The organism is Streptococcus sp. 27098_8_134 (assembly GCF_041431675.1).
In the GTDB taxonomy this organism is placed as follows: Bacteria; Bacillota; Bacilli; order Lactobacillales; family Streptococcaceae; genus Streptococcus; species Streptococcus sanguinis_R.
Genome location: NZ_JAPVYD010000001.1, coordinates 14,681 through 41,548, shown reverse-complemented (window position 1 = coordinate 41,548; position 26,868 = coordinate 14,681). Strand labels below are relative to the sequence as shown.

General features: G+C 44.4%; 29 protein-coding genes. 24 read left to right on the top strand and 5 right to left on the bottom strand.

Annotation, left to right across the window (positions count from 1 at the left end; genetic code table 11):
- Window positions 1-38 precede the first annotated feature (38 nt).
- Together O3620_RS00190 and O3620_RS00185 are read right to left on the bottom strand one after the other, a co-directional pair.
- Entirely contained in the window at window positions 39-1,130 is a 1,092-nt protein-coding gene (locus tag O3620_RS00190) for a DEAD/DEAH box helicase (RefSeq protein WP_002919180.1), read from the bottom strand.
- Window positions 1,120-2,130, bottom strand: a complete 1,011-nt coding sequence (locus tag O3620_RS00185) for a Gfo/Idh/MocA family protein (protein ID WP_002919179.1) — start codon at window positions 2,128-2,130, stop codon at window positions 1,120-1,122. The genes O3620_RS00190 and O3620_RS00185 overlap by 11 nt, the downstream gene beginning before the upstream one ends.
- A gap of 79 nt (window positions 2,131-2,209) precedes the next feature.
- On the opposite strand from O3620_RS00185, the gene udk reads away from it, so the two are divergent.
- The 15 genes from udk (at window position 2,210) to O3620_RS00110 (ending at window position 15,567) form a co-directional block, all read left to right on the top strand.
- A complete protein-coding gene (gene udk / locus O3620_RS00180; RefSeq protein ID WP_032909529.1) occupies window positions 2,210-2,845 on the top strand; it encodes a uridine kinase in 636 nt (211 codons plus the stop codon).
- Between the two features lie 164 nt (window positions 2,846-3,009).
- On the top strand, window positions 3,010-3,678 hold the full coding sequence (locus O3620_RS00175) for a YoaK family protein (RefSeq protein WP_002919178.1): 669 nt from the start codon (window positions 3,010-3,012) through the stop codon (window positions 3,676-3,678).
- 536 nt (window positions 3,679-4,214) lie between these two features.
- The gene (locus O3620_RS00170; RefSeq protein ID WP_032913107.1) at window positions 4,215-5,783 is read left to right on the top strand and encodes a 2-isopropylmalate synthase; all 1,569 of its coding nucleotides are present in this window, start codon (window positions 4,215-4,217) and stop codon (window positions 5,781-5,783) included.
- 12 nt (window positions 5,784-5,795) lie between these two features.
- Window positions 5,796-6,833 (top strand): 3-isopropylmalate dehydrogenase, encoded by a 1,038-nt coding sequence (leuB, locus tag O3620_RS00165; protein WP_002919176.1) that lies wholly within the window; start codon window positions 5,796-5,798, stop codon window positions 6,831-6,833.
- Window positions 6,830-7,096: a DUF1294 domain-containing protein gene (locus O3620_RS00160; RefSeq protein ID WP_002895724.1), complete on the top strand. Its 267-nt coding sequence runs from the start codon at window positions 6,830-6,832 to the stop codon at window positions 7,094-7,096. The genes leuB and O3620_RS00160 overlap by 4 nt, the downstream gene beginning before the upstream one ends.
- A gap of 1 nt (window position 7,097) precedes the next feature.
- Entirely contained in the window at window positions 7,098-8,480 is a 1,383-nt protein-coding gene (gene leuC, locus O3620_RS00155; protein ID WP_371601290.1) for a 3-isopropylmalate dehydratase large subunit, read from the top strand.
- A 9-nt stretch (window positions 8,481-8,489) separates the two neighbouring features.
- On the top strand, window positions 8,490-9,080 hold the full coding sequence (leuD, locus tag O3620_RS00150) for a 3-isopropylmalate dehydratase small subunit (RefSeq protein WP_002909937.1): 591 nt from the start codon (window positions 8,490-8,492) through the stop codon (window positions 9,078-9,080).
- 99 nt (window positions 9,081-9,179) lie between these two features.
- Window positions 9,180-9,959 (top strand): L-threonylcarbamoyladenylate synthase, encoded by a 780-nt coding sequence (locus tag O3620_RS00145; protein ID WP_011836840.1) that lies wholly within the window; start codon window positions 9,180-9,182, stop codon window positions 9,957-9,959.
- 188 nt (window positions 9,960-10,147) lie between these two features.
- Window positions 10,148-10,585: a MarR family winged helix-turn-helix transcriptional regulator gene (locus O3620_RS00140; RefSeq protein ID WP_011836841.1), complete on the top strand. Its 438-nt coding sequence runs from the start codon at window positions 10,148-10,150 to the stop codon at window positions 10,583-10,585.
- Between the two features lie 3 nt (window positions 10,586-10,588).
- Window positions 10,589-11,353, top strand: a complete 765-nt coding sequence (locus O3620_RS00135) for a nuclear transport factor 2 family protein (RefSeq protein WP_048773191.1) — start codon at window positions 10,589-10,591, stop codon at window positions 11,351-11,353.
- 13 nt (window positions 11,354-11,366) lie between these two features.
- Complete coding sequence (locus O3620_RS00130; protein ID WP_002900534.1) at window positions 11,367-12,095, top strand: ABC transporter ATP-binding protein; 729 nt, start codon at window positions 11,367-11,369, stop codon at window positions 12,093-12,095.
- Entirely contained in the window at window positions 12,088-13,608 is a 1,521-nt protein-coding gene (locus tag O3620_RS00125; RefSeq protein WP_002925014.1) for an ABC transporter permease/substrate-binding protein, read from the top strand. The genes O3620_RS00130 and O3620_RS00125 overlap by 8 nt, the downstream gene beginning before the upstream one ends.
- Before the next feature lie 150 nt (window positions 13,609-13,758).
- Window positions 13,759-14,076 carry a competence protein TfoX gene (locus O3620_RS00120; protein ID WP_048773198.1) on the top strand — a complete coding sequence of 106 codons (318 nt, stop codon included), beginning with the start codon at window positions 13,759-13,761 and terminating at the stop codon, window positions 14,074-14,076.
- Between the two features lie 91 nt (window positions 14,077-14,167).
- Window positions 14,168-14,833, top strand: coding sequence for a SatD family protein (locus O3620_RS00115; RefSeq protein ID WP_048773201.1), 666 nt, complete (start codon window positions 14,168-14,170; stop codon window positions 14,831-14,833).
- Window positions 14,830-15,567, top strand: coding sequence for a DUF3307 domain-containing protein (locus tag O3620_RS00110; protein WP_048773205.1), 738 nt, complete (start codon window positions 14,830-14,832; stop codon window positions 15,565-15,567). Before O3620_RS00115 ends, O3620_RS00110 begins: the two co-directional genes overlap by 4 nt.
- A 60-nt stretch (window positions 15,568-15,627) precedes the next feature.
- On the opposite strand, the gene O3620_RS00105 is transcribed toward O3620_RS00110, so the two are convergent.
- Complete coding sequence (locus O3620_RS00105) at window positions 15,628-16,389, bottom strand: DNA/RNA non-specific endonuclease (protein WP_371601289.1); 762 nt, start codon at window positions 16,387-16,389, stop codon at window positions 15,628-15,630.
- Between the two features lie 193 nt (window positions 16,390-16,582).
- On the opposite strand from O3620_RS00105, the gene O3620_RS00100 reads away from it, so the two are divergent.
- From O3620_RS00100 to O3620_RS00070, 7 genes are all read left to right on the top strand, one after another.
- Window positions 16,583-17,164, top strand: a complete 582-nt coding sequence (locus tag O3620_RS00100) for a GrpB family protein (protein WP_371601288.1) — start codon at window positions 16,583-16,585, stop codon at window positions 17,162-17,164.
- Window positions 17,161-17,775, top strand: coding sequence for a class I SAM-dependent methyltransferase (locus tag O3620_RS00095; protein ID WP_002919164.1), 615 nt, complete (start codon window positions 17,161-17,163; stop codon window positions 17,773-17,775). The genes O3620_RS00100 and O3620_RS00095 overlap by 4 nt, the downstream gene beginning before the upstream one ends.
- Window positions 17,776-17,786: 11 nt before the next feature.
- On the top strand, window positions 17,787-18,407 hold the full coding sequence (locus tag O3620_RS00090; RefSeq protein WP_002919163.1) for a Type 1 glutamine amidotransferase-like domain-containing protein: 621 nt from the start codon (window positions 17,787-17,789) through the stop codon (window positions 18,405-18,407).
- A gap of 104 nt (window positions 18,408-18,511) precedes the next feature.
- Window positions 18,512-19,345, top strand: coding sequence for an alpha/beta fold hydrolase (locus tag O3620_RS00085; protein WP_002900524.1), 834 nt, complete (start codon window positions 18,512-18,514; stop codon window positions 19,343-19,345).
- Window positions 19,346-19,374: 29 nt separating this feature from the next.
- On the top strand, window positions 19,375-19,872 hold the full coding sequence (locus O3620_RS00080; protein ID WP_371601287.1) for a GAF domain-containing protein: 498 nt from the start codon (window positions 19,375-19,377) through the stop codon (window positions 19,870-19,872).
- Complete coding sequence (dnaX, locus tag O3620_RS00075; RefSeq protein ID WP_002919162.1) at window positions 19,872-21,542, top strand: DNA polymerase III subunit gamma/tau; 1,671 nt, start codon at window positions 19,872-19,874, stop codon at window positions 21,540-21,542. The genes O3620_RS00080 and dnaX overlap by 1 nt, the downstream gene beginning before the upstream one ends.
- Window positions 21,543-21,579: 37 nt before the next feature.
- Window positions 21,580-21,771, top strand: coding sequence for a DUF3272 domain-containing protein (locus O3620_RS00070; protein ID WP_002895701.1), 192 nt, complete (start codon window positions 21,580-21,582; stop codon window positions 21,769-21,771).
- Between the two features lie 52 nt (window positions 21,772-21,823).
- Here the strand turns inward: O3620_RS00070 and birA are convergent, their stop codons facing one another.
- On the bottom strand, window positions 21,824-22,759 hold the full coding sequence (gene birA / locus O3620_RS00065; protein WP_002913629.1) for a bifunctional biotin--[acetyl-CoA-carboxylase] ligase/biotin operon repressor BirA: 936 nt from the start codon (window positions 22,757-22,759) through the stop codon (window positions 21,824-21,826).
- Window positions 22,760-22,775: 16 nt separating this feature from the next.
- The gene (locus tag O3620_RS00060; protein ID WP_002913627.1) at window positions 22,776-23,777 is read right to left on the bottom strand and encodes a LacI family DNA-binding transcriptional regulator; all 1,002 of its coding nucleotides are present in this window, start codon (window positions 23,775-23,777) and stop codon (window positions 22,776-22,778) included.
- 194 nt (window positions 23,778-23,971) lie between these two features.
- Here O3620_RS00060 and O3620_RS00055 point away from each other — a divergent pair, with 194 nt between their 5' ends.
- Together O3620_RS00055 and galT are read left to right on the top strand one after the other, a co-directional pair.
- Window positions 23,972-25,150 (top strand): galactokinase, encoded by a 1,179-nt coding sequence (locus tag O3620_RS00055; RefSeq protein ID WP_002900518.1) that lies wholly within the window; start codon window positions 23,972-23,974, stop codon window positions 25,148-25,150.
- 219 nt (window positions 25,151-25,369) lie between these two features.
- Window positions 25,370-26,851, top strand: a complete 1,482-nt coding sequence (galT, locus tag O3620_RS00050) for a UDP-glucose--hexose-1-phosphate uridylyltransferase (RefSeq protein ID WP_002900517.1) — start codon at window positions 25,370-25,372, stop codon at window positions 26,849-26,851.
- The last annotated feature ends 17 nt before the right edge of the window (window positions 26,852-26,868 follow it).

Below are 26,868 nucleotides of genomic sequence, written 5' to 3'. Positions count from 1 at the left end.
AGCTTTGGAAATCTAATGTTTCCAAAGCTTTTTTTAGTTTAACTTGTTACATAAAGTTCTTGATTTTTTAGTACAATTTCGCGAACAGAAGCGTATTTTTTTAATGTCTTCAGTTCTTCTGGATGACTGATAAAGGTAATGACATAGCCTTCCTTGCCCATGCGGCCGGTTCGGCCAGAGCGGTGGGTATAGGTTTCTAAATCGCGCGGAAGCTCATAATTGACGACGCATTCTAGCGAGTCAATATCAATGCCGCGAGCAACCAAGTCAGTGGCTAGCAAGAGAGTAATCTGATGTTCTTTGAACTTATCTAGAATCACCTTGCGGAACTTAACATTGACATCGCTGGCTAGAGAAACCGCGTTGGCTTCACGATACTGAAGTTTTTCCTCGGCACTGCCTAGATCTGACAGAGCGTTGAAAAAGACCAATCCACGGAAATCTTCTACATTGGATAGCTTACGCAGCAACTCTACCTTATCGCGTTTTTCGACCTGCATATAAAAATGCTGGATATTGTCCAAAACTTGGTCGTCAATGCTGATTTCTAGAGTATTTTCAGCAATTTTATCGTGGTCGAACTTAGCAGTGGCGCTCATATATACCAGCTGGTGGTCACGAGGCGCATAGTGGGTGATTTTATCTACAAAGTGATACTGAGAATCGCTGAGCAGCTGGTCAAACTCATCTAAAATGATGGTTTCGACATTCATCATCTTGATTTTCTTGAGCTTGACCAACTCGAAAATTCGCCCAGGCGTTCCGATGATAATCTCCGGACCTTTCTTAAGGCGCTCGATTTGTCGCTTCTGGCTGAATCCGGAGAGCAGGAGCTGAGCTGTCAGTCCTAAAGGCTCTGCCCAAGTCTTGCAGACCTCAAAAATTTGTCCAGCTAACTCAGTATTAGGAGCTAAAATCAAGAGCTGTTGTGCTTTTCTAGGTGTCAGCTTGAGCAGACTGGGAAAGAGATAGGCCAGAGTTTTGCCAGTACCAGTCGGACTGATTCCCAGCACCGTTTCACCTGCAGAAATAGGCTCAAACATCTTCTCTTGAATAGCCGTCAAATCTTCAAATCCTAGCTGAGCCAGCTGATTTTGCCAGCTCGGGAGAAATTTTTCCTTAATCATCATCAACCTCAAATCTAATGCCAGCGTCCTTGCGCATAGCAACTAAGCTTTCATGAACAGTCGCTGCCGCATCCAACCATTTCTCATAAGCTGCATCCTGTCCGCCCTTGAGCACTCGGGCGAAAGCCTGAGCCTCTTCCAGCATGGTGTGTGAAGCACGCTGGATAGGCAGCACCTCCTCTTGACCGTCCAGATTTTGGAAAATAGCAGAGCTGATAAATTCAATCCCGTCCAAAGTCAGAGTTCCCTGATCGGTGTAAATCTCTGCAGGCAGATTGCTGTTTATATTCTTACCGGCCTGAATCTGAACTTGAAAATCTGGATAGATGAGACAGCCAGCTCCATTTAAATCAATCGTATTGGCTAGCTGCTGGGCGCTGTATCGAGCGAAGCGCGGATGACCGAAAAGTCTGATAGCCGCATAGACTGGGTAGACACCCAAGTCCATCAAAGCGCCGCCAGAAAACTTAGCTGAGAAAACATTGGGTTGCTCTCCTGCAAGCAGAGCCTGCATTTTTGAAGAATACTTGGCATAGGTGAAGTTGGCTCCCAAGACAGTCTTGTCCTTGAGAAAATCACTGATTGTATCAAAGGCCTGCTCATGATAGTTGCGGGCAGCTTCAAAGAGATAGACTTGATGCTCGTCAGCCAGCTTGGCCAATTCCCGCCATTCTTTGGGACGAGAAATCGCTGGCTTTTCGACAATAACATGTTTACGAGCCAGAATGGCTACCTTGGCATGATTGAAATGCAGGCTGTTGGGACTGGCGATATAAACAACATCGATATCAGACGACAGAAAGTCTAGCATTTCAATATAGACGGCTGTATTTTCATAGTTTTGCACAAAGCGCTCAGCAGAAGCCAGAGTCCGAGAGTAGACAGCTGCCAGCTGATAGTCGCCTGTTGAGTGAGCAGCCTTGATGAACTCATGAGAAATAGAACCTGTTCCGATGATTCCAAGTTTGAACATAAAAACCTCCTTTTTTCTATTTTTAAGCATGTACTTTTTTTATTTTAGCTCTTTCATTATAACATGAATTGCGGTAAAATAGATAAGATAACAAGAGATGGAGCTTATAATGCAAAATAGACCTATTATTATTGGTGTGACTGGTGGTTCCGGAGGCGGAAAGACCAGTGTTTCTCGAGCAATTTTGGCTAATTTTCCAAACGAAAATATTGCCATGATTGAGCATGACTCCTATTATAAGGATCAGACGCATCTGACTTTTGAGGAGCGGGTGAAGACCAACTATGACCATCCTTTTGCCTTTGATACGGATCTCATGATTGAGCAAATCAAGGAGCTCTTGGCTGGTCGGCCAGTGGATATTCCTACTTATGACTATACGGAGCATACCCGCAGCAAAAAGACCTATCGCCAGGAGCCTCAGGATGTGTTCATCGTTGAGGGGATTTTGGTCTTAGAAGATCAGCGCCTGCGAGATTTGATGGATATTAAGATCTTTGTAGACACAGATGATGATGTTCGGATTATCCGTCGGATTAAGCGAGACATGGAAGAGCGTGGACGCAGTTTGGATAGTGTCATTGAGCAGTATTTAGGTGTCGTTAAGCCTATGTACCATCAGTTCATCGAGCCGACCAAGCGCTATGCGGATGTCATCATTCCAGAGGGAGCTTCTAATAAGGTGGCTATTGACCTGATTACGACCAAGATTGAAAAAATCCTTAAGGAAGCCAGAGAAGGCTAGGACAAGCAGCTTTCTGCTCTGTCGTTTGAGCAAATAAAAGTCTGTGAATCTGGTGAATCACAGTATCTGCAAGATTTTTGAAATGTAGTTTAGCAAGGGGAAGTGGAAGGACTGAAATCTATGATTTTCGGAGTCTGGTCACTCCCTTATTTTGTGGGTGGTTTATGAAACAATTTGTAAAAAGAGAGTTTCACTCTCGTTCAAAATTTTTTGCCTGCCTCTTGACCTTTTGTGCAGGATTTATCGATGCTTATACCTTCATTGAGAGGGGAGGCACCTTGGTGGCGGGTCAGACGGGAAATGTCGTTTTCCTTTCGGTTGAACTCATCAATCAAGAGACAAGAGGAATCGAAGTGAAATTGGCAACTATGTTGGCTTTTATGCTGGGGATTTTTTTGATGACTGTTTTTCAGCATCATTTTGAGCATTCTTGGCGCAGGCTGTCCAGCGTTTTTCCCTTGATATTGACGACAACTGTCGCAGGATTTTTGCCAGCAAATGTACCCCATCTTTATATCGTGCCGCCACTAGCTTTCTGCATGGGCCTGGTCGCGACAGCTTTTGGCGAGGTGGATGGCATTGTCTATAACAATTCCTTTATGACGGGGAATATTAAGAAAACCATGGTAGCTTTTGGCAACTATGCTCGAAACAAGAAAGGGAAAGATTTGAAAGAAGGCCTTTTCTTTATAGCCCTATTAGCAAGCTTTGTAGTCGGAGCCATCATCTCTACCTATCTGATTCAATTTTACCTCCTGAAGACCATCTGGCTTGTTTCCCTGATTCTAACAGCCTTTCTCCTTTTCCGAGGAATTCAGTATATGAGGAGATGAAGAAAGTAGAATGAATCATGTTACGATTCCTGAAAAAATAGAAGAAGCAAAGTTACCTTACTTCTTTTTTCTCGTATTTACAGTTTTAAATCCCCAAAATAATCCAGCATATTAAAAATTTTCAGAAAATATCGACTTTTTCTTGACAGGTTTATGATACTGTGTTAAAATACTAAACAATAAGAAACCATCTCAAAAAGGAGTTAGTCAAACATGAAGTCAACCCAATCTTCAAACTTTGCTTTGTTGTTGCGTTACTCGGGCTAGTGCAAAAGCATTAGTCCTGTTTGGCTTACCAAGCGGGAGTAAATCAACATCTCGCTTGTTCCTCAAGTGAGATGTTTTTTTATTTCACCTATCTTACCTCAAACTCTGATGAGGAAGAAATGGTTTCTAAAGAAGCGACGGGAGTGGGAATACATCTTGATTTTTCTGAAATCAATTTGTCTCATACTGTCTCAGTCATTGAACACGACCTAGAAGTTGGGGAAGAGTTTTTCCTAAATGGTCTATGTATCTTAGAAAAGGAGTTGTCTATGACACGCAAAGTTGAGTTTTTTGATACCAGCCTCCGAGATGGCGAGCAGACACCAGGAGTGAATTTCTCTATCAAGGAGAAGGTGGCTATTGCCAAGCAGTTAGAGAAGTGGGGGATTTCAGTCATTGAAGCCGGTTTCCCTGCTGCGAGTCCAGATTCTTTTGCGGCAGTGCAGGAGATTGCTAAAGTCATCACAAAAGCCTCTGTTACTGGGCTGGCGCGTTCGGTCAAGTCCGATATTGACGCCTGCTATGAAGCGCTCAAGGATGCCAAGCATCCACAGATTCATGTCTTCATTGCGACCAGTCCTATTCACAGAGAGTTCAAGCTGAAAAAGTCCAAGGAAGAGATTTTAGAAGCTGTGAAAGAGCATGTCTCCTATGCGCGCTCCAAGTTTGAGATAGTCGAGTTTTCACCAGAGGATGCGACAAGAACAGAGCTGGATTTCCTCTTTCAGGTGGTACAAACAGCAGTTGATGCAGGTGCGACTTATATCAATATTCCAGACACAGTCGGCTTTACTACTCCAGAAGAGTTTGCAAATATTTTCGACTACCTAGTGGCAAATGTGACTTCTGATCATAAGGTGGTATTTGGTGTTCATTGTCATGATGACCTTGGTATGGCAACGGCCAATACTTTGACGGCTATCAAGCACGGTGCTGGTCGTGTTCAGGGAACTATCAATGGAATCGGTGAGCGGGCTGGAAATGTAGCATTGGAAGAAGTAGCAGTTGCCTTAGAGATTCGCCAGGACTATTATCAGGTTGAGACAGACATTGTCCTTAATGAAACTATTAACACTTCTGAGCTGGTGTCCCGTTTCTCAGGTATTCCAGTGCCTAAGAACAAGGCGGTCGTTGGTGGCAATGCCTTCTCTCATGAGTCCGGTATCCATCAAGATGGTGTTCTTAAGAATCCACTGACCTATGAAATCATTACACCTGAGCTGGTTGGAGTCAAGAGCAATTCACTGCCGCTTGGTAAACTGTCTGGCCGCCATGCCTTTGTCGAAAAACTTAAAGAACTAGCTCTGGACTTTGCGGAATCTGAAATTAATGATCTCTTTGCTAAATTTAAGGTCTTGGCTGATAAGAAAAATGAAGTCACGGACGCTGATATTCGGGCTCTGATTGCTGGAACGACGGTCGAAAATCCTGAAGGCTTCCACTTTGATGATCTGCAGCTCACGACCAATGACGACCATACCATCACAGCTGATGTGCAGCTGGTTAATGGCGACGGAGAGACGGTCAGCTGTGTGGCGGAAGGCAAGGGAAGCGTCGAAGCCATCTTCAATGCCATTGACCAATTCTTTAACCAGTCTGTTCAGCTTTTATCTTATAATATCGAGGCAGTAACGGACGGTATTGACTCTCAGGCTCGTGTTTTGGTAGCTGTTGAAAATACGGATACAGATACAATTTTCAACTCCTCTGGTATTGACTTTGATGTTCTTAAGGCCAGCGCCATTGCCTATATCCATGCCAATACCTTTGTGCAAAAGGAAAATGCGGGTGAAATCGGCCACCAGGTATCCTACCGCGATCTGCCTGCAAATAATTAGAAGGAAGCGACTATGACAAAAGAAATTGTAGCTCTGGCGGGTGATGGAATTGGCCCAGAAATCATGCAAGCCGGTCTCCAAGTACTGGCTGCTGTTGCGGATAAGTTCGGTTTTACTTATCATATCACGAAGAAGGCTTTTGGGGGTGCTGGTATTGATGCGGAAGGTCATCCTCTGCCTCAGTCTACTCTAGAAGCGGCCAAGAAGGCGGATGCTATTCTTCTAGCAGCTATCGGCAGTCCCCAGTATGATAATGCACCAGTTCGGCCAGAGCAAGGATTGCTTGCTCTGCGGAAGGAACTTGAACTCTATGCCAATATCCGTCCAGTTAAGATTTTCGATGCTCTGAAGCATTTGTCGCCTTTGAAGGCTGAAAGAATTGCTGGTGTGGATTTCGTGGTCGTGCGTGAGCTGACTGGTGGGATTTACTTTGGTGAGCATATTTTAGAGGATAAATCTGCGCGGGATATCAACGACTACAGCTATGAAGAGGTGGAGCGGATTGTCCGTAAGGCCTTTGACATTGCACGTGGTCGCAGAAAGCGCGTGACCAGTATTGACAAGCAAAATGTGCTAGCGACATCCAAGCTCTGGCGCAGAGTAGCAGATGAGGTGGCCAAGGATTATCCAGATGTGACCTTGGAGCATCAGCTGGTGGATAGCGCTGCGATGCTCATGATTACCAATCCTGCTAAGTTTGATGTCGTAGTAACAGAAAATCTCTTCGGGGATATTCTATCAGACGAGTCCAGTGTCTTATCAGGGACGCTGGGAGTTATGCCATCAGCTAGTCATTCGGCTGCTGGACCAAGTCTGTATGAGCCTATCCATGGTTCTGCTCCAGATATTGCAGGGAAATGTATTGCCAACCCTATCAGCATGATACTTTCTGTAGCCATGATGCTGCGGGATAGTTTTGCAGAGTTAGAAGCTGCAGAAGCGATTGAAGCAGCGGTTGAAAAGACTTTGGCTCAAGGGATTTTAACGCGAGATCTTGGCGGTCAGGCAGGGACAGCCCAAATGACGGAGGCAATTATTAATAACTTATGAAATGGATATTAACAGGTATTTGCCTGCTATGGAACCTTGTCGTTTTCCTGCTTTATGGCTGGGATAAGCGAAAGGCTAAGAAAAATCACTACCGCATTCCAGAGAAGACGTTGCTCTTGTCAGCATTGGCAGCCGGAGGTTTGGGCGCTTTATTAGGCGGTCGACTCTTTCACCACAAGACCAGAAAATGGTATTTCTGGCTGGCTTGGATTTGCGGAATAATAGTGGAAATCGGAATTTTATATTACATATGGAGAAGCTAGTATGGCTGGAAAATCGATTTTTGATAAGCTGTGGGAAAGGCATCTGATAACTGGTGAAGAAGGCCAGCCCCAGCTTATGTATGTGGATCAGCATTATATTCATGAAGTAACCAGCCCTCAGGCTTTTCAAGGTCTTCGAGATGCAGGGCGCAAGGTTAGACGGCCGGATTTGACCTTTGGAACCTTTGACCATAATGTTCCTACGGTCAATATCTATGATATTCGGGATGTGATTTCCAAGGCACAGATTGATAAACTTTCTGAGAATGTCAAGGATTTTGGCATTGAACACGCGGCTCACGGATCGGAACTGCAGGGGATTGTCCATATGGTTGGACCGGAAACGGGCAAGACTCAGCCGGGCAAATTTATCGTCTGCGGTGACAGTCACACGGCCACTCACGGAGCTTTTGGAGCTATTGCTTTTGGAATCGGTACTTCGGAGGTGGAGCACGTCTTTGCCACGCAGACCATTTGGCAGGTCAAGCCCAAGAAAATGTTGGTCAAATTTACTGGGGTGCCACCTAAAGGTGTCTATTCTAAAGACTTTATCTTAGCACTGATTGCCCGATATGGTGTGGCTGCAGGTGTCGGTCATGTGGTCGAGTATGCTGGTGATGCGATTGACCATCTGACCATGGAAGAGCGCATGACCATCTGCAATATGTCCATAGAGTTTGGCTCAAAGATGGGCATTATGAACCCCGACCAGAAGACTTATGATTACGTTCAAGGCCGGCCGGGCGCTCCTAAGGACTTTGAGGCGGCGGTAGCCGATTGGAAGACTCTAGTCAGTGATCCTGATGCCGTCTATGATAAGGTCATTGAGATTGATGTCTCCGAGCTGGCACCTATGGTGACTTGGGGAACCAATCCTTCTATGGGAGTAGAGTTCGGCTCGGCTTTCCCAGAAATACGTGATATGAACGATGAGCGGGCCTATAATTACATGGACCTCTCACCAGGTAAGAAAGCAGAAGATATTGACCTAGGTTATATCTTTATCGGCTCCTGTACCAATGCCAGGCTCAGTGACTTGCAGCTGGCAGCTAAGTTTGTCGCTGGTAAGCACATTGCTCCCAATCTGACAGCTATCGTCGTACCAGGCTCTCGTCCGGTCAAGCGGGCTGCTGAAAAGATGGGACTGGATAAAATTTTCATGGATGCAGGCTTTGAGTGGCGCGATCCGGGTTGTTCCATGTGCCTGGGGATGAATCCCGACAAGGTGCCAGACGGAGTTCACTGTGCCTCGACCAGTAATCGGAACTTTGAGGATCGGCAGGGATTTGGAGCAAAGACCCATCTTTGCAGTCCTGCTATGGCCGCAGCGGCAGCCATTGCTGGGCGATTTGTAGACGTCCGTCAGCTACCGGAGGTCCAGTAAGGAAGGTTTATGGAAAAATTTACAATCTACACGGGGACAACGGTTCCTCTCATGAACGATAATATTGACACGGACCAAATTTTGCCCAAGCAGTTTCTCAAGTTGATTGATAAAAAAGGCTTTGGTAAGTACCTCATGTACGCTTGGCGCTATCTGGACAATCAGTACACCGAAGATCCTGATTTCGTCTTTAACAGACCGGAGTATCGCAAGGCGACTATTCTGATTACAGGGGACAATTTCGGAGCGGGTTCCTCTCGGGAGCACGCTGCCTGGGCCTTGGCTGACTATGGCTTTAAGGTAGTCATTGCCGGATCTTTCGGGGATATTCACTACAACAACGAGCTTAACAACGGTATGCTGCCTATCGTCCAGCCACTGGAAGTCCGGCAAGCATTGGCTAATCTGAAGCCGACGGATCAAGTGACGGTGGATTTGGAGCAGCAGAAGATTTTTTCGCCGGTGGGGGAATTCTCCTTTGACATTGATGGTGAATGGAAGCACAAGCTTCTCAACGGACTGGATGACATCGGCATTACGCTGCAGTATGAGGATTTGATTACAGAATATGAAAAAAATCGTCCATCTTATTGGCAGTAACCATATTTTTGCTATATTGAGAAAATTCTGAAAAAACCTTGTCTCCGATAAAAATATATGGTAAAATAAATCTTAATTTAATAGAAAAGGAAGAAACTTATGACAAAACACATTCAATGGAACGGACAGCTTTCACAAGAAGGTTATGACATCTTGAAAGGTGATGGTGGCTGTATCGTTTGCCCTACCAAGGTGGGTTACATCATCATGACAAGCGATAAAGCTGGCTTGGAGCGTAAGTTCGAAGCTAAGTCTCGTAACCGTAATAAGCCAGGTGTTGTCCTCTGTGGTAGTATGGATGAGCTCCGTGCTTTGGCTCAGCTGAATCCGGAAATTGAAGCTTTTTATCAAAAGCATTGGGATGAAGACATCCTCTTGGGCTGTATCCTACCATGGAAGCCAGAAGCTTTTGAAAAGCTCAAGGCATTTGGCGACGGTCGGGAAGAGCTGATGACAGATGTTCGTGGCACTAGCTGTTTTGTTATTAAGTTTGGTAAGGCGGGCGAGCAGCTGGCAGCTAAGCTTTGGGAAGAAGGCAAGATGGTTTATGCATCCTCAGCTAACCCATCTGGTAAAGGAAACCGCGGCAAGGTTGAAGGAATTGGCGAGCGCATCGAAAATGCTGTTGACCTCGTCATTGAAGCAGATGATTATGTAGCCTCTATCCAGCCAGACAAGACCATTGAAACTCGCTATGAGCAAGGCGTTATGGTCTCTATGGTGGACAAGGATGGAAAACTGATTCCAGAACAAGGTGGGCAACGTTCCATCTCACCAGCACCAGTGGTCATCCGCAAAGGCTTGGACATTGACAAAATCATGATGCACCTGTCCGATACTTTCAACTCATGGGATTACCGTCAGGGTGAATATTACTAAGACAAAAAGAAGCTCAGTGCGAGAGGGGGATTTCCTCTTTACACTGAGTTTTTTGTTTGGAGTTTTTAGTTTAAAATCTTTATTCAGTTTAAAATTATTTCCAAATAGAACAAAATTCTTGACAGATGTAATTCTAGATGTTACAATTAAGGAAAATCGATTCGATATAGAAATAAATTGGAGGGAGTATGAAAGACAGTCATTTGGTGGCCTATCATATTCGTTTGTTGAATGGGCGGATTTTTCAAAAGTTACTGAATCAGGATCCTGAAGCTCTTTATCGCAGTGAACAGGGCAAGATTCTCACAGTTTTATGGAATAGTGAAACGGGTTGCGCTACGGCGACAGATATTGCACTGGCGACAGGATTGGCCAATAATACGCTGACGACTATGCTGAAAAAGCTGGAAGAACAGGGTTTGGTGACCTTTAGTCAGTGTGGTTTAGACAAGCGAAAAAAATATGTCAAGTTGACGGAGCAAGGTTGGTCCCAGAAAGAAGTTGGCCATCGCGTCAGTCAAAAATTGGATGCTATTTTTTATAAAGGTTTCTCAGAGGATGAAATTCGCCAGTTTGAAAGTTATCAGGAACGCATCTTAGCAAATTTAAAAGAAAAAGAGGCATAAATCATGTCAAAACAAGTTGAAAATGCACAAAATTTATACATTCATGCCATTCAAGATGGGCGTGTTGCCGAGGCTCAAACTCAGTCTGTAGGGGATACCTACATTCAACACTCGACAGGTGTGCCAGATGGGAAAGAAGGGTTTGCGGCTTTCTTTGCAAATTTCTTTGAGCGCCATCCCGAGCGTGAGATGAAGATTGTTCGCACCATTGAGGATGGTAATCTAGTCTTTGTCCATGTCCATCAATATCTCAATGGCGGGGAAGCTCAATGGGTGACGACGGATACTTTCCGTTCTGATGAGAATGGTCGCATCGTGGAGCATTGGGATGTGATTGACTACTATCGCGCTCCAGAAAATGGACAGTTAGACCAGATCTTTGGAGATTTTGAAATCACGGATTTGGACAAGACAGTAGCAAATAAAAAAACCGTTCGTCGTTTCTTGACAGAAATTTTCCAAAATGGGGAGCTAGAGCAGTGGAGTGATTATGTGGCAGAAGATTTGATTCAGCATAATCACGAGATTGGCCAAGGAAGTCAGGCTTATAAAGACTATGTAGCTGAGCATGGAGTTGCTTTTGACTTTGTTTTCCAGCTTTTGGGACAAGGAAACTATGTGGTTAGCTATGGGCAGGCTCAGATAGATGGGGTGGCTTATGCCCAGTATGACATCTTCCGTTTAGAGAATGGATTGATTGTAGAGCATTGGGACAATAAAGAAGTCATGCCTAAGGTAGAAGACTTGACCAATCGAGGGAAGTTTTAAATGAGGACAAAGAATGATTGAATATAAAAATGTAGCGCTACGCTATACAGAAAAGGATGTCTTGAGAGATGTCAACTTACGGATTGAGGATGGAGAGTTCATGGTTTTAGTGGGTCCTTCTGGATCTGGTAAGACGACCATGATTAAGATGATCAACCGTCTCTTAGAGCCAACAGATGGTAATATCTATATGGATGATAAGAGGATCAAGGACTATGATGAGCGTGAACTCCGCCTTTCCACAGGCTATGTTTTACAAGCGATTGCCCTCTTTCCCAATCTAACGGTTGCGGAAAATATTGCTCTCATTCCTGAGATGAAAGGTTGGAGTAAGGCGGATATTGAGCAGAAGACTGATGAATTGCTAGAGCTAGTAGGCTTGCCTGCTGAAGACTATGCTCAGCGTATGCCGAGTGAGCTGTCTGGTGGTGAGCAGCAGCGGGTGGGCATTGTCCGTGCCATTATCGCCCAACCCAAAATCCTGCTGATGGACGAGCCTTTTTCAGCTCTTGATGCTATCTCTCGTAAGCAATTGCAGAGCTTGACCAAGAGTATCCATGACCAGTTTGGGATGACAACAATCTTTGTGACCCATGACACGGATGAGGCTTTAAAGTTGGGGAATCGGATTGCTGTTCTGCAGGACGGGGAGATTCGTCAAGTGGCAACACCTGAGGAAATCTTATCTGCACCTGCGACCAGCTTCGTAGCAGATTTATTTGGAGGTGTTCAACATGGCTAATTTGTTTTCTACCTTTCAGGAGCGCTTTGGCGAATGGTTGGCAGCCTTAGGGCAACATCTCCAGCTGTCTCTTCTGACCTTATTAGTGGCAATCTTCTTGATCATTCCGCTCGCTATCTATCTTCATAGTCACAAAAAGACAGCCAATTGGGTGTTGCAAATTGCAGGAATCTTTCAAACCATTCCTTCAATGGCCTTGCTGGGGCTCTTTATCCCCCTCATGGGGATTGGCACACTGCCGGCATTGACTGCTCTGGTGATTTACGCTATTTTCCCGATTTTAGAAAATACTGTTACTGCTTTGAATGGGATTGATCCTAGTTTAGAGGAAGCCGGAATCGCCTTTGGGATGACCAAGTGGGAGCGACTCAAGAAGTTTGAACTGCCTCTAGCAATGCCCGTCATCGTTTCTGGAATTCGGACGGCAACGGTAATGATTATCGGGACAGCAACTCTAGCAGCCCTTGTTGGAGCTGGTGGATTAGGTTCTTTTATCCTTCTAGGAATTGACCGTCGCAATGCCAGTCTGATCTTGATTGGAGCAATTTCATCCGCAGTTTTGGCTATTCTTTTCAACAGTCTCCTTAAATGGATGGAAAAGGCTAAGCTTCGGACTGTATTTACAGCTTTTGCGGTCTTAATCCTCGGCCTCGGCGCTTCTTACTCGCCGAGTCTGATTCCCAAGCAGGAGAAGGATCATCTGGTTATAGCTGGAAAATTAGGTCCAGAACCAGAAATTCTCATGAATATGTATAAACTCCTCATCGAGGAAAATACGGATATGACTGTGACAGTCAAGCCTAATTTTGGGAAGACAGACTTCCTTTATCAAGCTTTAAAGAAAGGCGATATTGATATCTATCCTGAGTTTACCGGTACGATTACTGGAACTCTCTTGCAGCCTGCTCCAAAGGTCAGTAATGATGCTGAAGAAGTTTTTGAAGCAGCGCGTGATGGAATCAAAAAACAAGACAATCTAGTCTTGCTCAATCACATGGCTTATCAAAATACATATGCCATCGCAGTACCTAAGAGTGTCGCCAAAGAATACAATCTTAAAACCATCTCTGATCTTAAAGCAGTCCAAGATAAGCTCAAGGCGGGGTTTACCTTGGAATTTAACGACCGTGAAGATGGGAACAAGGGACTTCAATCTGTCTATGGACTGAATCTCAATGTGTCAACCATGGAACCAGCCCTTCGCTACCAAGCTATCCAGTCGGGTGATATTCAAATCACGGATGCCTATTCGACTGACGCAGAACTTGCGCGTTATGATTTACAAGTTTTAGAAGACGATAAACATCTTTTCCCTCCTTATCAAGGGGCACCTCTCCTTAAGGCTGAATTGTTAGAAAAACACCCTGAATTGGAAGGTGTTCTCAATAAGCTGGCTGGCAAAATTACGGAAAGTCAGATGAGCCAGATGAATTATCAAGTTGGCATCGAAGGTAAAAAAGCGGAAGCTGTTGCGCGTGACTATCTGGTCAAGGAAGGACTTTTAAAAAAATAATAAGTAAAAGAGTTAGACTTGTAAGTTCTAGCTTTTTTGCTTACTTGAGGATAGACAGACTACGGATTGAAGAAGCTGTGTTTATCTCTTAGTCAGGAAATCTTCATCCATTTTTGGTATAATAAAGTATCAATTCATGGAGGGGTTTCAATGTCATCTAGTCAAGAATATTTAGATTTTATCCTGAAGCAGCTGCAGGGCTTAGGCCAAGAAATTAGCTTTCGCAAGATGATGGAAGAGTATTTGCTCTATTATCGGGGGCGCTTATTTGGCGGGATTTATGACAATCGCTTGCTGCTCAAGCCGGTCCAGCCAGTCCTGGATTTTTGTGAAAATCCGGTTTATGAGACCCCTTATCCAGGTGCAAAGTCGATGCTTCGTATAGAAGAAGTAGAAGATGCTGCCTTTCTCTGTAATCTGATTGAAGCAGCCTACCCTGCCTTACCAGTACCTAAAAAGAAAAAATAGTCTTTCCTTTACAATGGATATTATAAAATGTTGCCGTTTAAATAGACAATTTTAAAATTTTCCTTTATAATGGACTTAAAGGAGGTTTGGTATGCTTTATATTGCTCTTATTGGAGATTTAATTGAATCCAAACAGCTGAAAAATCGCAAGCAGGCCCAGAAAGACCTGCAGGACATGATGGCGGTGCTAAATCAGGATTATCAGGATTATCTGGTGTCACCTTTCACGGTAACGACTGGAGATGAGTTTCAGGCTTTGCTGCGGCCTAATCCAGAGATCATGCAGCTCCTTGATCAGATTGCCTTGGGCTTTCCTCATCCGATTCGCTTTGGACTTGGTCTGGGGGAGATTGTGACGGATATCAATCGGGAGCAGAGTATTGGTGCGGACGGTCCGGCCTACTGGAGGGCGCGCGCAGCCATTGAGGCTATTCATGAGAAGAACGACTACGGCAGCAGCCGTATAGCTGTATCCTTGGGAGATGAAGAGCTCAGTCAGGCGGTCAATACGGTGCTGGCAGCTACTTCATTTATTCAGAGCAAGTGGAATAACAGTCAGAGAGAGGTTCTGGAGCAGATGCTCAAGGAATATATCTATGACGAGAATTTTTCTCATGGGGAAATAGCAGAGCTGCTGCAGATTAGTCCCAGTGCGCTTAGTAAGCGGCTCAAGTCGTCTGGTCTGAAGATCTATCTGAGAAATCGCCGTTTAGCTATGAGAATGATTCTACAGGCAGCAAAGGAGGCTGAAGAATGACAAATTTTATGGGATTTTCAGAATTTTTCATGCAGAATCCGATTCTCGTATTGACTTTGCTGGCTCATGTACTAGCTGATTTTCAGCTTCAAAGTCAGAAAATGGCCGACCTTAAAAGCCGTCGGTTAAATTTTTTGATTCTCCACTTGGGAATTGTTCTCTTGCCTCTGTTGCTCTTGGGGCTCATCTTACCTAATTATCTGCTATATTTCGCCTTGGTCTGGCTCAGCCATGCGCTTATTGATTTCTTGAAGAATAGGTTGAATTCATCGATTGTCCGCCATCATGCTCAAAAGTTTGCCTTTACACTGGATCAGGTCTTGCATCTGATTAGCATTTTTGCTCTTTATTTTCTCTTAGTGCGGCAGCAAATTCCAGTTCCTAATTGGCTTTCTGAGCGCTACCTTATGCTGCAGGCTCTCTTTTTCTTCGCCCTGACTGGTAAGCCGGTTAATATCCTCTTTAAACTCTTCTTCAGCAAGTATCAGGCAGGAGAAGACAGTGGGGAGACTATTGCGGGGGCTGGTGCCATGATTGGGGTATTAGAGCGCTTGATTATGGGACTTTCTCTTATTTTCGGGCAGTTTACTGCAATTGGGTTAGTTTTTACAGCTAAGTCTATCGCCCGCTATAATAAGATTTCAGAAAGTCAGTCCTTTGCTGAATACTACCTGATTGGCTCGCTTTTCAGTATGATTGCAGTCTTGCTGGTTTACGGCTGTCTGTATTGGTAAAAATAAATAAAAAACAGATCATCATAGCGATGGTCTGTTTTTGTGTTCTTATCTATAATTCTACTCAATCATGGTATTGACAGCAGTGCCTGTTTGGTAGTCAATCTCTGCATTTGGAGAAACATTGTCCAAGAGGACATGAGACATTCCGTCCTCGTCTATTGTTTCCTTGCCCCCTAGCTGAATGCTGACAACATTGCCTTCTGCGTCAAGCCCGACATACTGGAGCTCAATCTTGCGAGGAAGAAGCTCATTGTCCGTGTAAATCGGAGTAACCTTGTAATCCAGCCAGTAATCCGGATTTTCCTCTAACCAGCGCTCCAAGCGATGTTCATAATAGAGCATGCTATCTGGGTTATTGTCATCCAGTCCTTGGAAACTGCCAGAGTTGAGCCAAGCGGTCATCGGAACGAGGTTTTTCCCTTCGTTATTGAGGCCACTAAAAGTGAAGCCAATCAGATGAGCTCGATTCATGAGCCAAGCCCGATCATCTCCATTTCCGTAGTAAAATTTGTAATTGTGCCAACCGATGGGATTGTAAGTGACCTTGGTCTCCTTTTTCTTTTTGGCTTTGTGTTGCTCCTGCATTTGTACATGAGCAGCGGTAGCCCGACCGTACTTGTCCTTTTTCCCAAGCTTTAGCTGATACTCCCCATTCAACTCCAGAGTGCCGATAGCTGTTTCATCGCTATGGTTAAGCAGCTGGACCTTAATCTGGTTCTTCTGATTAGCAGCAACATTTTCTGCAGGAAGATCCTGTGAAAGTAACAACAAAGAGCCGGCTGACAGGACAAGCCAAGTGCCAAACCTAAACTTTTTCATAAAGAACTCCTTTTAAATAATATATCTCCGACATCATTCTACTAAAAAATAGATTGTTTGACAACTAAAACTTTTCAAAAATATTACAAAAATAAATATCTGTTCAATAAGTGCAAGGTTTGACTAGGATGTGTATTTTTTCTATAATCATAACTAGAGAAAACGCTTGTATATATTACCTAAGGAGGTACTTATGAGTCCATCTTTAGAGGAAATGTCACTGGAGGAGCTATGGCAGCTTTTTCCGATTTTTTTAAGAGAGCATCAGGCTGAGTGGAAAGACTGGTATGAGGAGGAACGGCTTCAGCTTTTGAGTTTTTTGTCTGCAAATCAGCTGGTTCGGATTAGTCATATTGGGTCGACATCGGTAGAGACCATCTGGGCCAAGCCTATAGTGGATATCTTGCTGGAAATTCCTAAAGAAACAGATATGGCGGTAACGAGAGACTTGCTGCTGCAAAATGGTTATCTGCTCATGTCAGAAAGCCAAGGGCGGATGTCATTTAATAAAGGCTACACACCGAGTGGTTTTGCGGAGCGGGTTTTCCATCTGCATTTGCGCTATGAAGGCGATCATGATGAACTTTACTTTAGAGACTATTTACAGGAGCACCCTGCTGTAGCCGAAGACTATGAAAAGCTCAAGCTATCCTTGTGGAAGCAATATGAGCACAATCGTGATGCCTATACAGAGGCGAAAACGGATTTTATCAAGAACTATACAGAGAAAGCTAAAAAGCTTTATGGCAGAAGATATGAGGGGGAAGATAGATGATTTATCTAGCAATGATTGGCCTTCTGATTATTCTTGCTTTTCTTTACTTAATGTACCAATCAAAGAGACCGTCTGGCTTTATAGGGCTATGGATGATGGAATTATGGAATCGTGTTTATATGCCCATGGTTGTTTGGGCGGTCAGTCAGCTGGATCGTAAGAAGCGATTTCATGCTATTTTGGATGTTGGAGTTGGAAATGGAGCATCCTCGAAATATTTGAAAAAGCACTTTCCTAATAGCCAAGTGTTGGGGATTGATATTTCTTATACTGCCATCAGAGCAGCTGAAAGATTGGCTGAGCCTGGTCTATCTTTCGAGGTGAAAAATGTTGAGAAAACAGATCTTCCTGTTGAGGAATTTGATTTGATTACAGCCTTTCAGACTCATTTTCATTGGTCAAATCTAACTCAAGCGTTCCTAGAACTTAAGCGGATACTTAAGCCAGATGGAATCATCTTACTGGCATGTGAATGGAGCAAATTAGCTTATTACCTAGCAGACTTTACAAAGCAAGAAAAACTGGAACATTATTTGTCTAACTTGGATTTATATCTTATTGATAGTCAAAGAAAGGGCCAATGGATTCTTTATAAAATCATGAAAAAATAAGGAGGTATCCTATGAAACAATTATTTTTATGTTCATATTTTGCGGGAGTCAAGGATTTGTTCAGACAATATGCGTCTGAAAAGCAATTGGGCAAACATGTGCTTTTTATCCCGACAGCTGGAAATGTAGAAGAGTACAGAGGTTATATTGACGAAGCCCTGCAGATTTTTGCAGATTTGGGATTTCAAGTAGAGGTCTTGGATATTTCGGCTTGTGATAGAGAAACAGCTCAGGCCAAAATTTTCCAAAGCAAACTCCTCTATGTCTCTGGCGGCAATACCTTTTACCTTTTGCAAGAACTTAAGAAAAAGCAACTTCTGTCCTTGATAAAAGAGCAGATTGCGGATGGCATGGTTTATGTGAGCGAATCTGCTGGTGCTATCATCACAGCTAAGGACATTGACTACAATAAGCTCATGGACGATAAGTCGGTTGCAGCAGAACTGAACGATACAGGGGCGCTAAACGAGGTGGATTTTTATGTCCTGCCTCATGTTAGCGAAGAACCCTTTGTCGAAAGTGCTCAGGACACTCTGGATACATACAGCGACCAGCTGAATCTGCTTTCCCTCAATAATCGCCAAGCTGTGCTTGTGGAGGGTGAAGAAGTGAAGGTTTTGGAGGATAAGTAATCAGAATATATGTTCTAGTGAACCTACTTGAGAAACTATAATAAAAGGAATGAGTGAAATTGCGATAAACTAGATTAAACAAATTAGAATGCGGGGATTGAACTTTGATTGAAAAAATATATGAAACACCAAGTGGAATAATTCATTATTGGACAAATGATGCTGTTGAATCATCCCAAAGTACTCTTATCTTTTTACCAGGGCTAACTGCTGATCATAGGTTATTTGAAAAACAAATAGAATATTTTAAAGATACATATAGAGTCTTGGTTTGGGACGCACCTGGACACGCTTCATCTTATCCATTTCGTCTCGATTTTACTTTATTTGATTTAGCAACTTGGCTGGATGAAATATTTATCAAAGAGAGAATAGAAAATCCAATAGTAATTGGTCAGTCAATGGGAGGATATGTAGGACAGGTTTATGATCAACTTTTTCCTGAGAAATTAAAAGGCCTTGTTACGATTGATTCACCTTCTCTGCAAAGGAACTATTATACAGCTATAGAGTTGTGGCTCTTAAAAAATATGGAAGCAATTTATAGAATCTATCGATGGAAATCTCTTTTGAAATCAGGCCCTAAAAGCGTATCAACAACAGACTATGGAAGAAAACTTATGTATGATATGATGATGGTTTATGATGGTGATCAAGAAAGGTATGCTCGTCTTGCGGGATACGGATATAAGATATTTTCAGAAGCAGTAGAGAAGAAACTTTCTTATGAAGTAAAATGTCCACAATTGGTTATATGTGGAAAAGAAGATCGTGCAGGGTCTTGTATACGATATTTGAAGGCCTATGAAAGAAATACTGGGAAGTCTGTTCAATGGATTGATAAGGCGGGACATAATTCTAATACCGACCAACCCGATATTGTAAATAGACTGATTGATGAATTTTTGGATAACAAAATTAAAGAAAAGCTTGGTTGAAAGACCGGCTTTTTGATATAATAGACTCTATGAATACAAAAGAAAAAATTTCAAGTTATCAACTTTTACTGGCTCAGCTGGAAGCCTTGTTAGAGGGTGAGACCAATGCTTTGGCTAATCTTTCCAATGCTAGCGCCTTGCTCAATCAAGCCTTGCCTCATTCGGTTTTTACTGGTTTCTATCTTTTTGATGGGAGCGAGCTGATTTTGGGGCCTTTTCAGGGTGGTGTTTCCTGTGTCCATATTACGCTGGGCAAGGGTGTCTGTGGGGAATCTGCGGAGAAAGAAGAGACGATTATCGTAGATGATGTGACCCAGCATGCTAACTATATCTCCTGTGATAGCAGGGCTAAGAGCGAGATTGTGGTGCCCATGGAAAAAGACGGTCGTCTTCTGGGAGTGCTGGATTTGGATTCAGCCTTAACGGGTGATTATGATAAGGTAGATCAGGAATATCTGGAAAAGTTTGTCCAGATTTTGCTTGAAAAAACTACTTGGAATTTTGAAATGTTTGGAGAAAAAGCCTAATGTATCAAGCTTTATATCGGAAGTACCGCAGTCAGACATTTGGTCAGCTGGTGGGTCAGCAAGTAGTGGCCACCACCCTGCGGCAGGCTGTGGAGCAAGGGAAAATAAGCCATGCCTATCTCTTTTCTGGCCCTCGTGGAACAGGGAAGACCAGTGTTGCCAAGATTTTTGCTAAGGCTATGAACTGTCCGAATCAAAAGGACGGTGAGCCCTGCAATGACTGCTATATCTGCCAGGCTATTACTGAGGGGAGCCTTGAAGATGTCATCGAAATCGACGCTGCTTCTAATAATGGAGTAGATGAGATTCGTGACATTCGGGACAAGTCTACCTATGCACCCAGTCTAGCTAAGCATAAGGTCTATATCATTGACGAGGTCCACATGCTCTCGACTGGGGCCTTTAACGCCTTGCTCAAGACCTTGGAAGAGCCAACGGAAAATGTGGTCTTTATCCTAGCGACGACAGAGCTGCATAAGATTCCAGCGACCATTCTTTCCCGCGTCCAGCGTTTTGAGTTTAAGTCTATCAAGACGCAGGACATTATTGGTCATATTGAGTGGATTTTGGAGCAGGAAGGTATTAATTTTGAGCAAGAAGGTGTGCAGATTATTGCCCGTCGAGCTGAGGGCGGTATGCGGGATGCCTTGTCTATCCTCGATCAGGCTCTTAGCTTGACTCAGGAAAATCGTTTAACTACATACATAGCTGAAGAAATCACTGGATCCATCAGCTTAGGAGCCTTGGATGCCTATGTAGCAGCCTTGATTTCTCATGATGCAGTAGCAGCCTTGGATAATCTCAATCTGATTTTTGACAGCGGTAAAAACATGGCTCGTTTTGTGACGGACCTCCTGCAATACCTGCGTGACTTGATTATTGTCAAAACTGGCGGGGAGAACCATCATGCTAGTGAGCTCTTTCTGGAAAACCTCAAGACACCGCAGGACACTCTCTTTGCCATGATAGATATGGCGACCAAGAGTTTGGCAGACATCAAGAACAGCCTGCAGCCCAAGATTTATACAGAAATGATGACCATTCGACTGGCAGAGACCAGCAGTCTTCCTGCAGCGGCAGTCATTCCAGATAATCTAGCTGATGAGCTCAAGGGTCTGAGACAAGAGATAGATAGTCTTAAACAGCAGCTGGCTAATGGCAATGGGAAACCTGCAGCAGCTGTCAAAACTTCGGATATTCGACCGCAGAAGTCTAAGGGCTACCGAGCAGACCGCAATAAGGTCAATGCCATCCTAGAAGAGGCTGTTGAGAATCCTAGTCTGGCTCGTAGTAACCTAACAAAGCTGCAGAATGCTTGGGGTGAGATTATCGAAAGTCTGGCTGGAGCTGATAAGGCCTTGCTGGCAGGCTCGCAGCCGGTGGCGGCCAATGAAAGTCATGCTATCTTAGCTTTTGAGTCTAATTTCAACGCTGAGCAGACCATGAAGCGGGACAATCTCAATACCATGTTTGGCAATATCCTCAGCAATGCAGCAGGCTTTTCACCAGAGATTTTGGCTATTTCCTTGGAAGAGTGGACCAAGATTCGGGCGGACTTTTCAGCTCGCAGCCGCAATGGCAAGACAGAGGCTGAAGAGAAGGAAGAGGAAAGCCTGATTCCGGAGGGATTTGACTTTTTAGCAGAAAAAATTACCATTCAAGAGGATTAAAAAAGATTTTTCTAGGCTTTCGTGTTATAATAAAACTATGAACAGACGACAATTTATTGTAATGGCTGTTTTTACGGCCTTAGAAACCTATTTTTTCAATGAATCTATCATGGCGGGGCGCTATTTTATGGCTGCTTTCTGGGCAGTTTTAGTGCTGCGCAATCTGCAGATTTCCTATGTCATGGGGCGGATTGTGGATGAAATCGATAAACATTTAGGACCGAAATAATGAAAACAGGACTGAGCTATGAGACTCAGTCCTTTTGAAATGAAATTTTTGATTACCAACTGGTCAGTGAGACTTCGCCACTGTTGAGCCAGATTTCCTGACCATCAGTCAGCTGGACTAAGAGTTGCCCGCTGTCTGAGATATCTTTGACCAAACCCTGGTAGTCTGCGCCTTTTTGGCTAAAGGTCACTTGTCGTCCCAGCACCAAGGATTGCTGCTTGTAGAGATAGATGAGCTCTTCTGGGTCACTTTCGTAGAAGCATTTCCAAATCTCGGCAATGAGCTCATTGCGACTAATGGCTGGTTTCTCTTCAAAGAGGGAGCCAGCTTTTTCTTTAATCTCAGCTGGAAAGTCTTTAATGAAAAAATTAAAGCCAACACCGATGATAACATCAGTGACGAGCCCTGTCTCAATAGAAGTTGTAGCCTCGGTCAGGATGCCGGAAATTTTCTTGTTTCGATAGTAAATGTCATTGACCCACTTGATATCAACCTCCATAAGGGTTAGATTTTTTACTGCCTTATAGATAGCTCCTGCGGTCAAGATTGTATAGGAGGGGAGCTGGTCGAAGGGGAGGTTGGGCTTGAGGTGGAGAGACATGTAAAAGCCGCCCTGGCTGGGGCAGAAGAAGGCACGATCGAAACGGCCACGGCCAGCAGATTGGGCAGCGGCCAGATAAAGAGTGTTGGCCGGGCGTCCGGCCTCCATGCCAGCCTTGGCGTCCATCTGAGTGGACAGGCAGTCAGGATTAAAGGAGACCTGAACAGGTGAGTGTTCCTCAATCCAATCAGGAATCAGCAAGTCACCAGTTGTCAATCGATAGCCCCGGTTCTTGACGGATTCAATTTGAATACCTTCTTTTTCCAGTTTTTGGATGGCTTTCCAAATGGAAGTTCGTGAAATGCCCAATTCTTGGGCTATTTTTTCGCCGTTGACATAGTCGTCAGCCTGACTGAGGATGTCAAAGATTTTTTCGTAGGTTTTCATAGGTGGTCTTTCTAGCTTAAAGGCTGCTTTCTCTTAGTGTCAGCTTGGTTGAGAGCTTGATCATATAAGGGATGGGGCTTTCGTCTATTTTGATCAACTGGTCCAGCATCTGCAGAGCTTGCTTGCCCATTTCCTCTGTAAAGACTGTCACAGTGCTGAGAGGCGGATAGACGTATTTGGCGATGGATGTATCATTAAAGGAAATAATCTGGACATCTTGGGGAACAGCTATTCCCGCTTCCTGAAGAGCACGGAGGGCACCGACAGCCAGAGCATCGCTGGCTATGAAAAATGCTTTGGGCATCTGTTCTTTTTGTTCGTCAATCATGTCTTTCATCAGCTGGTAGCCCGACTCTGAGGAGAACTTGCCTGTCTTGACATAAGTCGGCTGATAAAGGCCTTTGTCACTAAGGTAACGGCAGAAGCAGGCCAAGCGCGGATCGTCAAGACTTGTCGTTCCGTCTGTAGTCTCTTCGCGTCCAGCAATCATAGCGATTTCTTGAATGCCCTGCTGAAGAAAATGGTCAAGAACATGAGTAACGGCATGCTCAAAGTCCGTTGTCACACAGCTGTGGCCTTGGTCGAGAGTATCGCTATCCACGAAAACTAGGGCAGGGCTGTATTGCTCCAGCTCCTTGACTTGCTTGCTGCTAAATTTTCCGATGGCAATGATGCCGTCAATCTGTTCTAGCTGGTTTAGAGAGTCGTTGTTGAAAATACGCACGATATCATAGCCCAGTTTCTGGGCTTTCTTTTCAATGCCTAAGCGGATGGAGTAGTAGTAAAGATCATCCAGCTCTTCCAGCTCAGTGTACCATTCAACGATGGCAATGCGGTGGGTCTGAGGCAAAGTCTTTTTCTGTCTGTTGCTTTTTTTGTAGTTGAGCTGTTCAGCGATATCGAAAATCTTCCTACGCGTCTCATCGCTGACAGACATGGACTTGTCATAATTCAAAACCCGCGAAACAGTTGCGGGAGAAACACCAGCAGCCTGAGCGATATCTTTGATAGTAGCCATTTGATTTGATCCTTTTCAATTTACTGTCTACATAAATTATAACTTAAAAATTAGTAAATAACAAAGAAGAATTTAGTAAACATTTTGTTAAGTAAAATTTTACTAAATTTATTGAAGTTTTACTCGGAAACAGTTATAATAAATATAAGAAAACGATTACAATGTCGATCATTCATTTTAAAGGAGTTTAGCTTATGTCAAACCTAATTTCAGCGGAGCAAGTCCGCGCAGATTTTGCCAAGGTTTTTGGAGTAGAAGCGGACCACACTTTCTTTTCACCCGGTCGGATCAATCTGATTGGTGAGCATACGGACTATAACGGCGGCCATGTTTTTCCTGCTGCGATTTCTCTAGGAACTTATGGAGCGGCTCGCAAGCGGGACGATCAGCTCTTGAGATTCTTCTCAGGGAATTTTGAAGAAAAAGGGATTATTGAAGTGTCGCTGGAAAACCTGCACTTTGAGCCTGAGCATAACTGGACCAACTATCCGAAAGGAGTTCTGCATTTTCTGCAGGAGGCAGGCCATACAATTGACCGAGGTATGGATGTCTATGTTTATGGAAATATTCCAAATGGTTCTGGCTTATCATCTTCTGCATCGCTAGAGCTTTTGACGGGTGTCATTGCTGAGAAACTCTTTGATTTGCAGTTGGAACGTTTGGACCTAGTGAAAATCGGTAAATTAACTGAAAATGAGTTTATCGGGGTTAATTCTGGCATTATGGACCAGTTTGCTATCGGAATGGGTGCTGACCAGCGGGCTATTTACTTAGACACCAATACTCTCGAATATGATTTGGTGCCGCTTGATCTTAAGGATAATGTCGTAGTGATTATGAATACCAACAAGCGTCGTGAGTTAGCTGACTCTAAATACAATGAGCGTCGGGCGGAGTGCGAAAAAGCTGTTGAAGAGCTCAATCGCAAGCTGTCTATCGCTACCTTGGGTGAGTTGGACGAGTGGGCCTTTGATGAGTATAGCTATCTGATAGAGGACGAAAATCGTCTCAAACGGGCTCGCCATGCTGTTTTGGAAAATCAACGGACTTTGCAAGCGCGGGCAGCTTTGCAGGCAGGCGATCTTGACAAATTCGGCCGTCTCATGAATGCGTCCCATGTTTCTTTAGAGCATGACTATGAAGTGACTGGTCTAGAGCTGGACACCTTGGTTCACACAGCCTGGGAGCAAGAAGGTGTTCTGGGGGCTCGTATGACTGGAGCAGGCTTCGGTGGCTGCGCCATTGCTTTAGTTGCTAAGGATGCGGTGGAATCTTTCAAAGAAAATGTCGGCCGCAAGTATCAAGAAGTTGTCGGCTATGCCCCTAGCTTTTACATTGCAGAAGTAGCTGGCGGAAGCCGAGTGCTGGACTAATTCACAGAAAAGAAACTTGGGTCTGGGACAAAAGTCCTAGCCTCTCAATTGTCTTTGGATTGTCGAGCAAGACGCAGTGGTTGAGTGGGCTCTATTACGCTGATTTCATCAGCTTTTACAGCCCTAATCAACTGTGCGGAGGTGGGACGACGAAATCGAATTCTAACGAATTACCGATTTCTGTCCCACTCTCTTTACTAGCAAAAGAAAGGAAGATCTATGTCCAAGAAGTTACTGACTGCTTTTGTATCTGCAGTGATTGACAATAGTACTTTTGAAGAAATGGACACCATCTATCTGAGCAATCGTGTCATGGCTTTAGTTGGAGAGGCAGTGGCAGAGCAGGAGACTGAGGCTGAGCAGCTAATTGACCTGAAGGATGACTTGGTAGCTTTGGCTGTCAAGAATGGGAAGATTGGTGATACTCTGGCTGAGCAGGATATACTGGGAGCTGAGCTCATGAACTTAATCACACCTGCCCCTAGCCAGCTCAATCGGGACTTCTGGACGACTTATGCCTCCAATCCTGAGCAAGCTGTAGCTGATTTTTACCAGCTTAGTCAAAAGAATGACTATATCAAGGTCAAGGCCATTGCTAAAAACATTGCTTTCAAAGCACCGACTGAATATGGAGATTTGGAAATCACCATCAATCTCTCTAAGCCAGAAAAGGATCCCAAGGAAATTGCGGCAGCTAAAAAGGTTAAGAATAGTAATTATCCAGCCTGCCAGCTCTGTATGGAAAATGAAGGTTACCAAGGGCGCTTGGACCACCCAGCCCGTGCCAACCATCGCATTATTCGATTTGACTTGGCTGGACAGGAGTGGGGCTTCCAGTATTCCCCCTATGCCTACTTTAATGAGCATTGCATCTTTCTCCACAGCCAGCACCTTCCCATGGCTATCAGTCGGCTGACCTTTGAGCGTCTGCTGGACATCGTTGAGACCTTTCCAGGCTATTTCGCAGGTTCTAACGCCGACCTCCCTATTGTCGGCGGCTCTATCCTGACCCACGACCACTATCAGGGCGGACGTCATACCTTCCCTATGGAAATAGCAGAGCTGGATTGCAGCTTTACTTTTAGCGGATTTGAAGAGGTGGAGGCAGGCATTGTCAAGTGGCCCATGTCCGTCATTCGTCTAAGGTCTGAGAAAAAGCAATTGTTGATTGAGTTGGCTGACAAGATCTTGCAAGCTTGGCGAACTTATTCTGACCCAAGTGTGCAGGTGTTGGCAGAGTCTGAGGTTGAGCCTCACCATACCATCACACCGATTGCCCGCAGGAAAGATGGATCTTTTGAGCTGGACTTGGTCTTGCGGGACAATCAAACTTCCCCAGAACATCCGGACGGCATTTACCATCCTCATAGGGATGTGCAGCATATTAAGAAAGAAAATATCGGCCTGATTGAGGTTATGGGGCTGGCTATTCTGCCGCCTCGGCTCAAGGAAGAACTCAAGCAAGTGGAACTTTTCTTGCTGGGAGATGACTGTCAAGTCGCTGCCTATCATAGGGATTGGGTCAATCAACTCAAAGACCAGAATCCAGATGTTACCGCTGAGACGGTGGAAGGAGTAGTTCAGGCATCGGTTGGACAAATTTTCAGCCGAGTACTGGAAGACGCGGGAGTTTACAAGCGAACAGAGGAAGGGCAGGAGGCTTTCATGCGCTTCGTCCAATCCGTCGGCATCCAGCCCTAGGAAATGTGTTATAATGA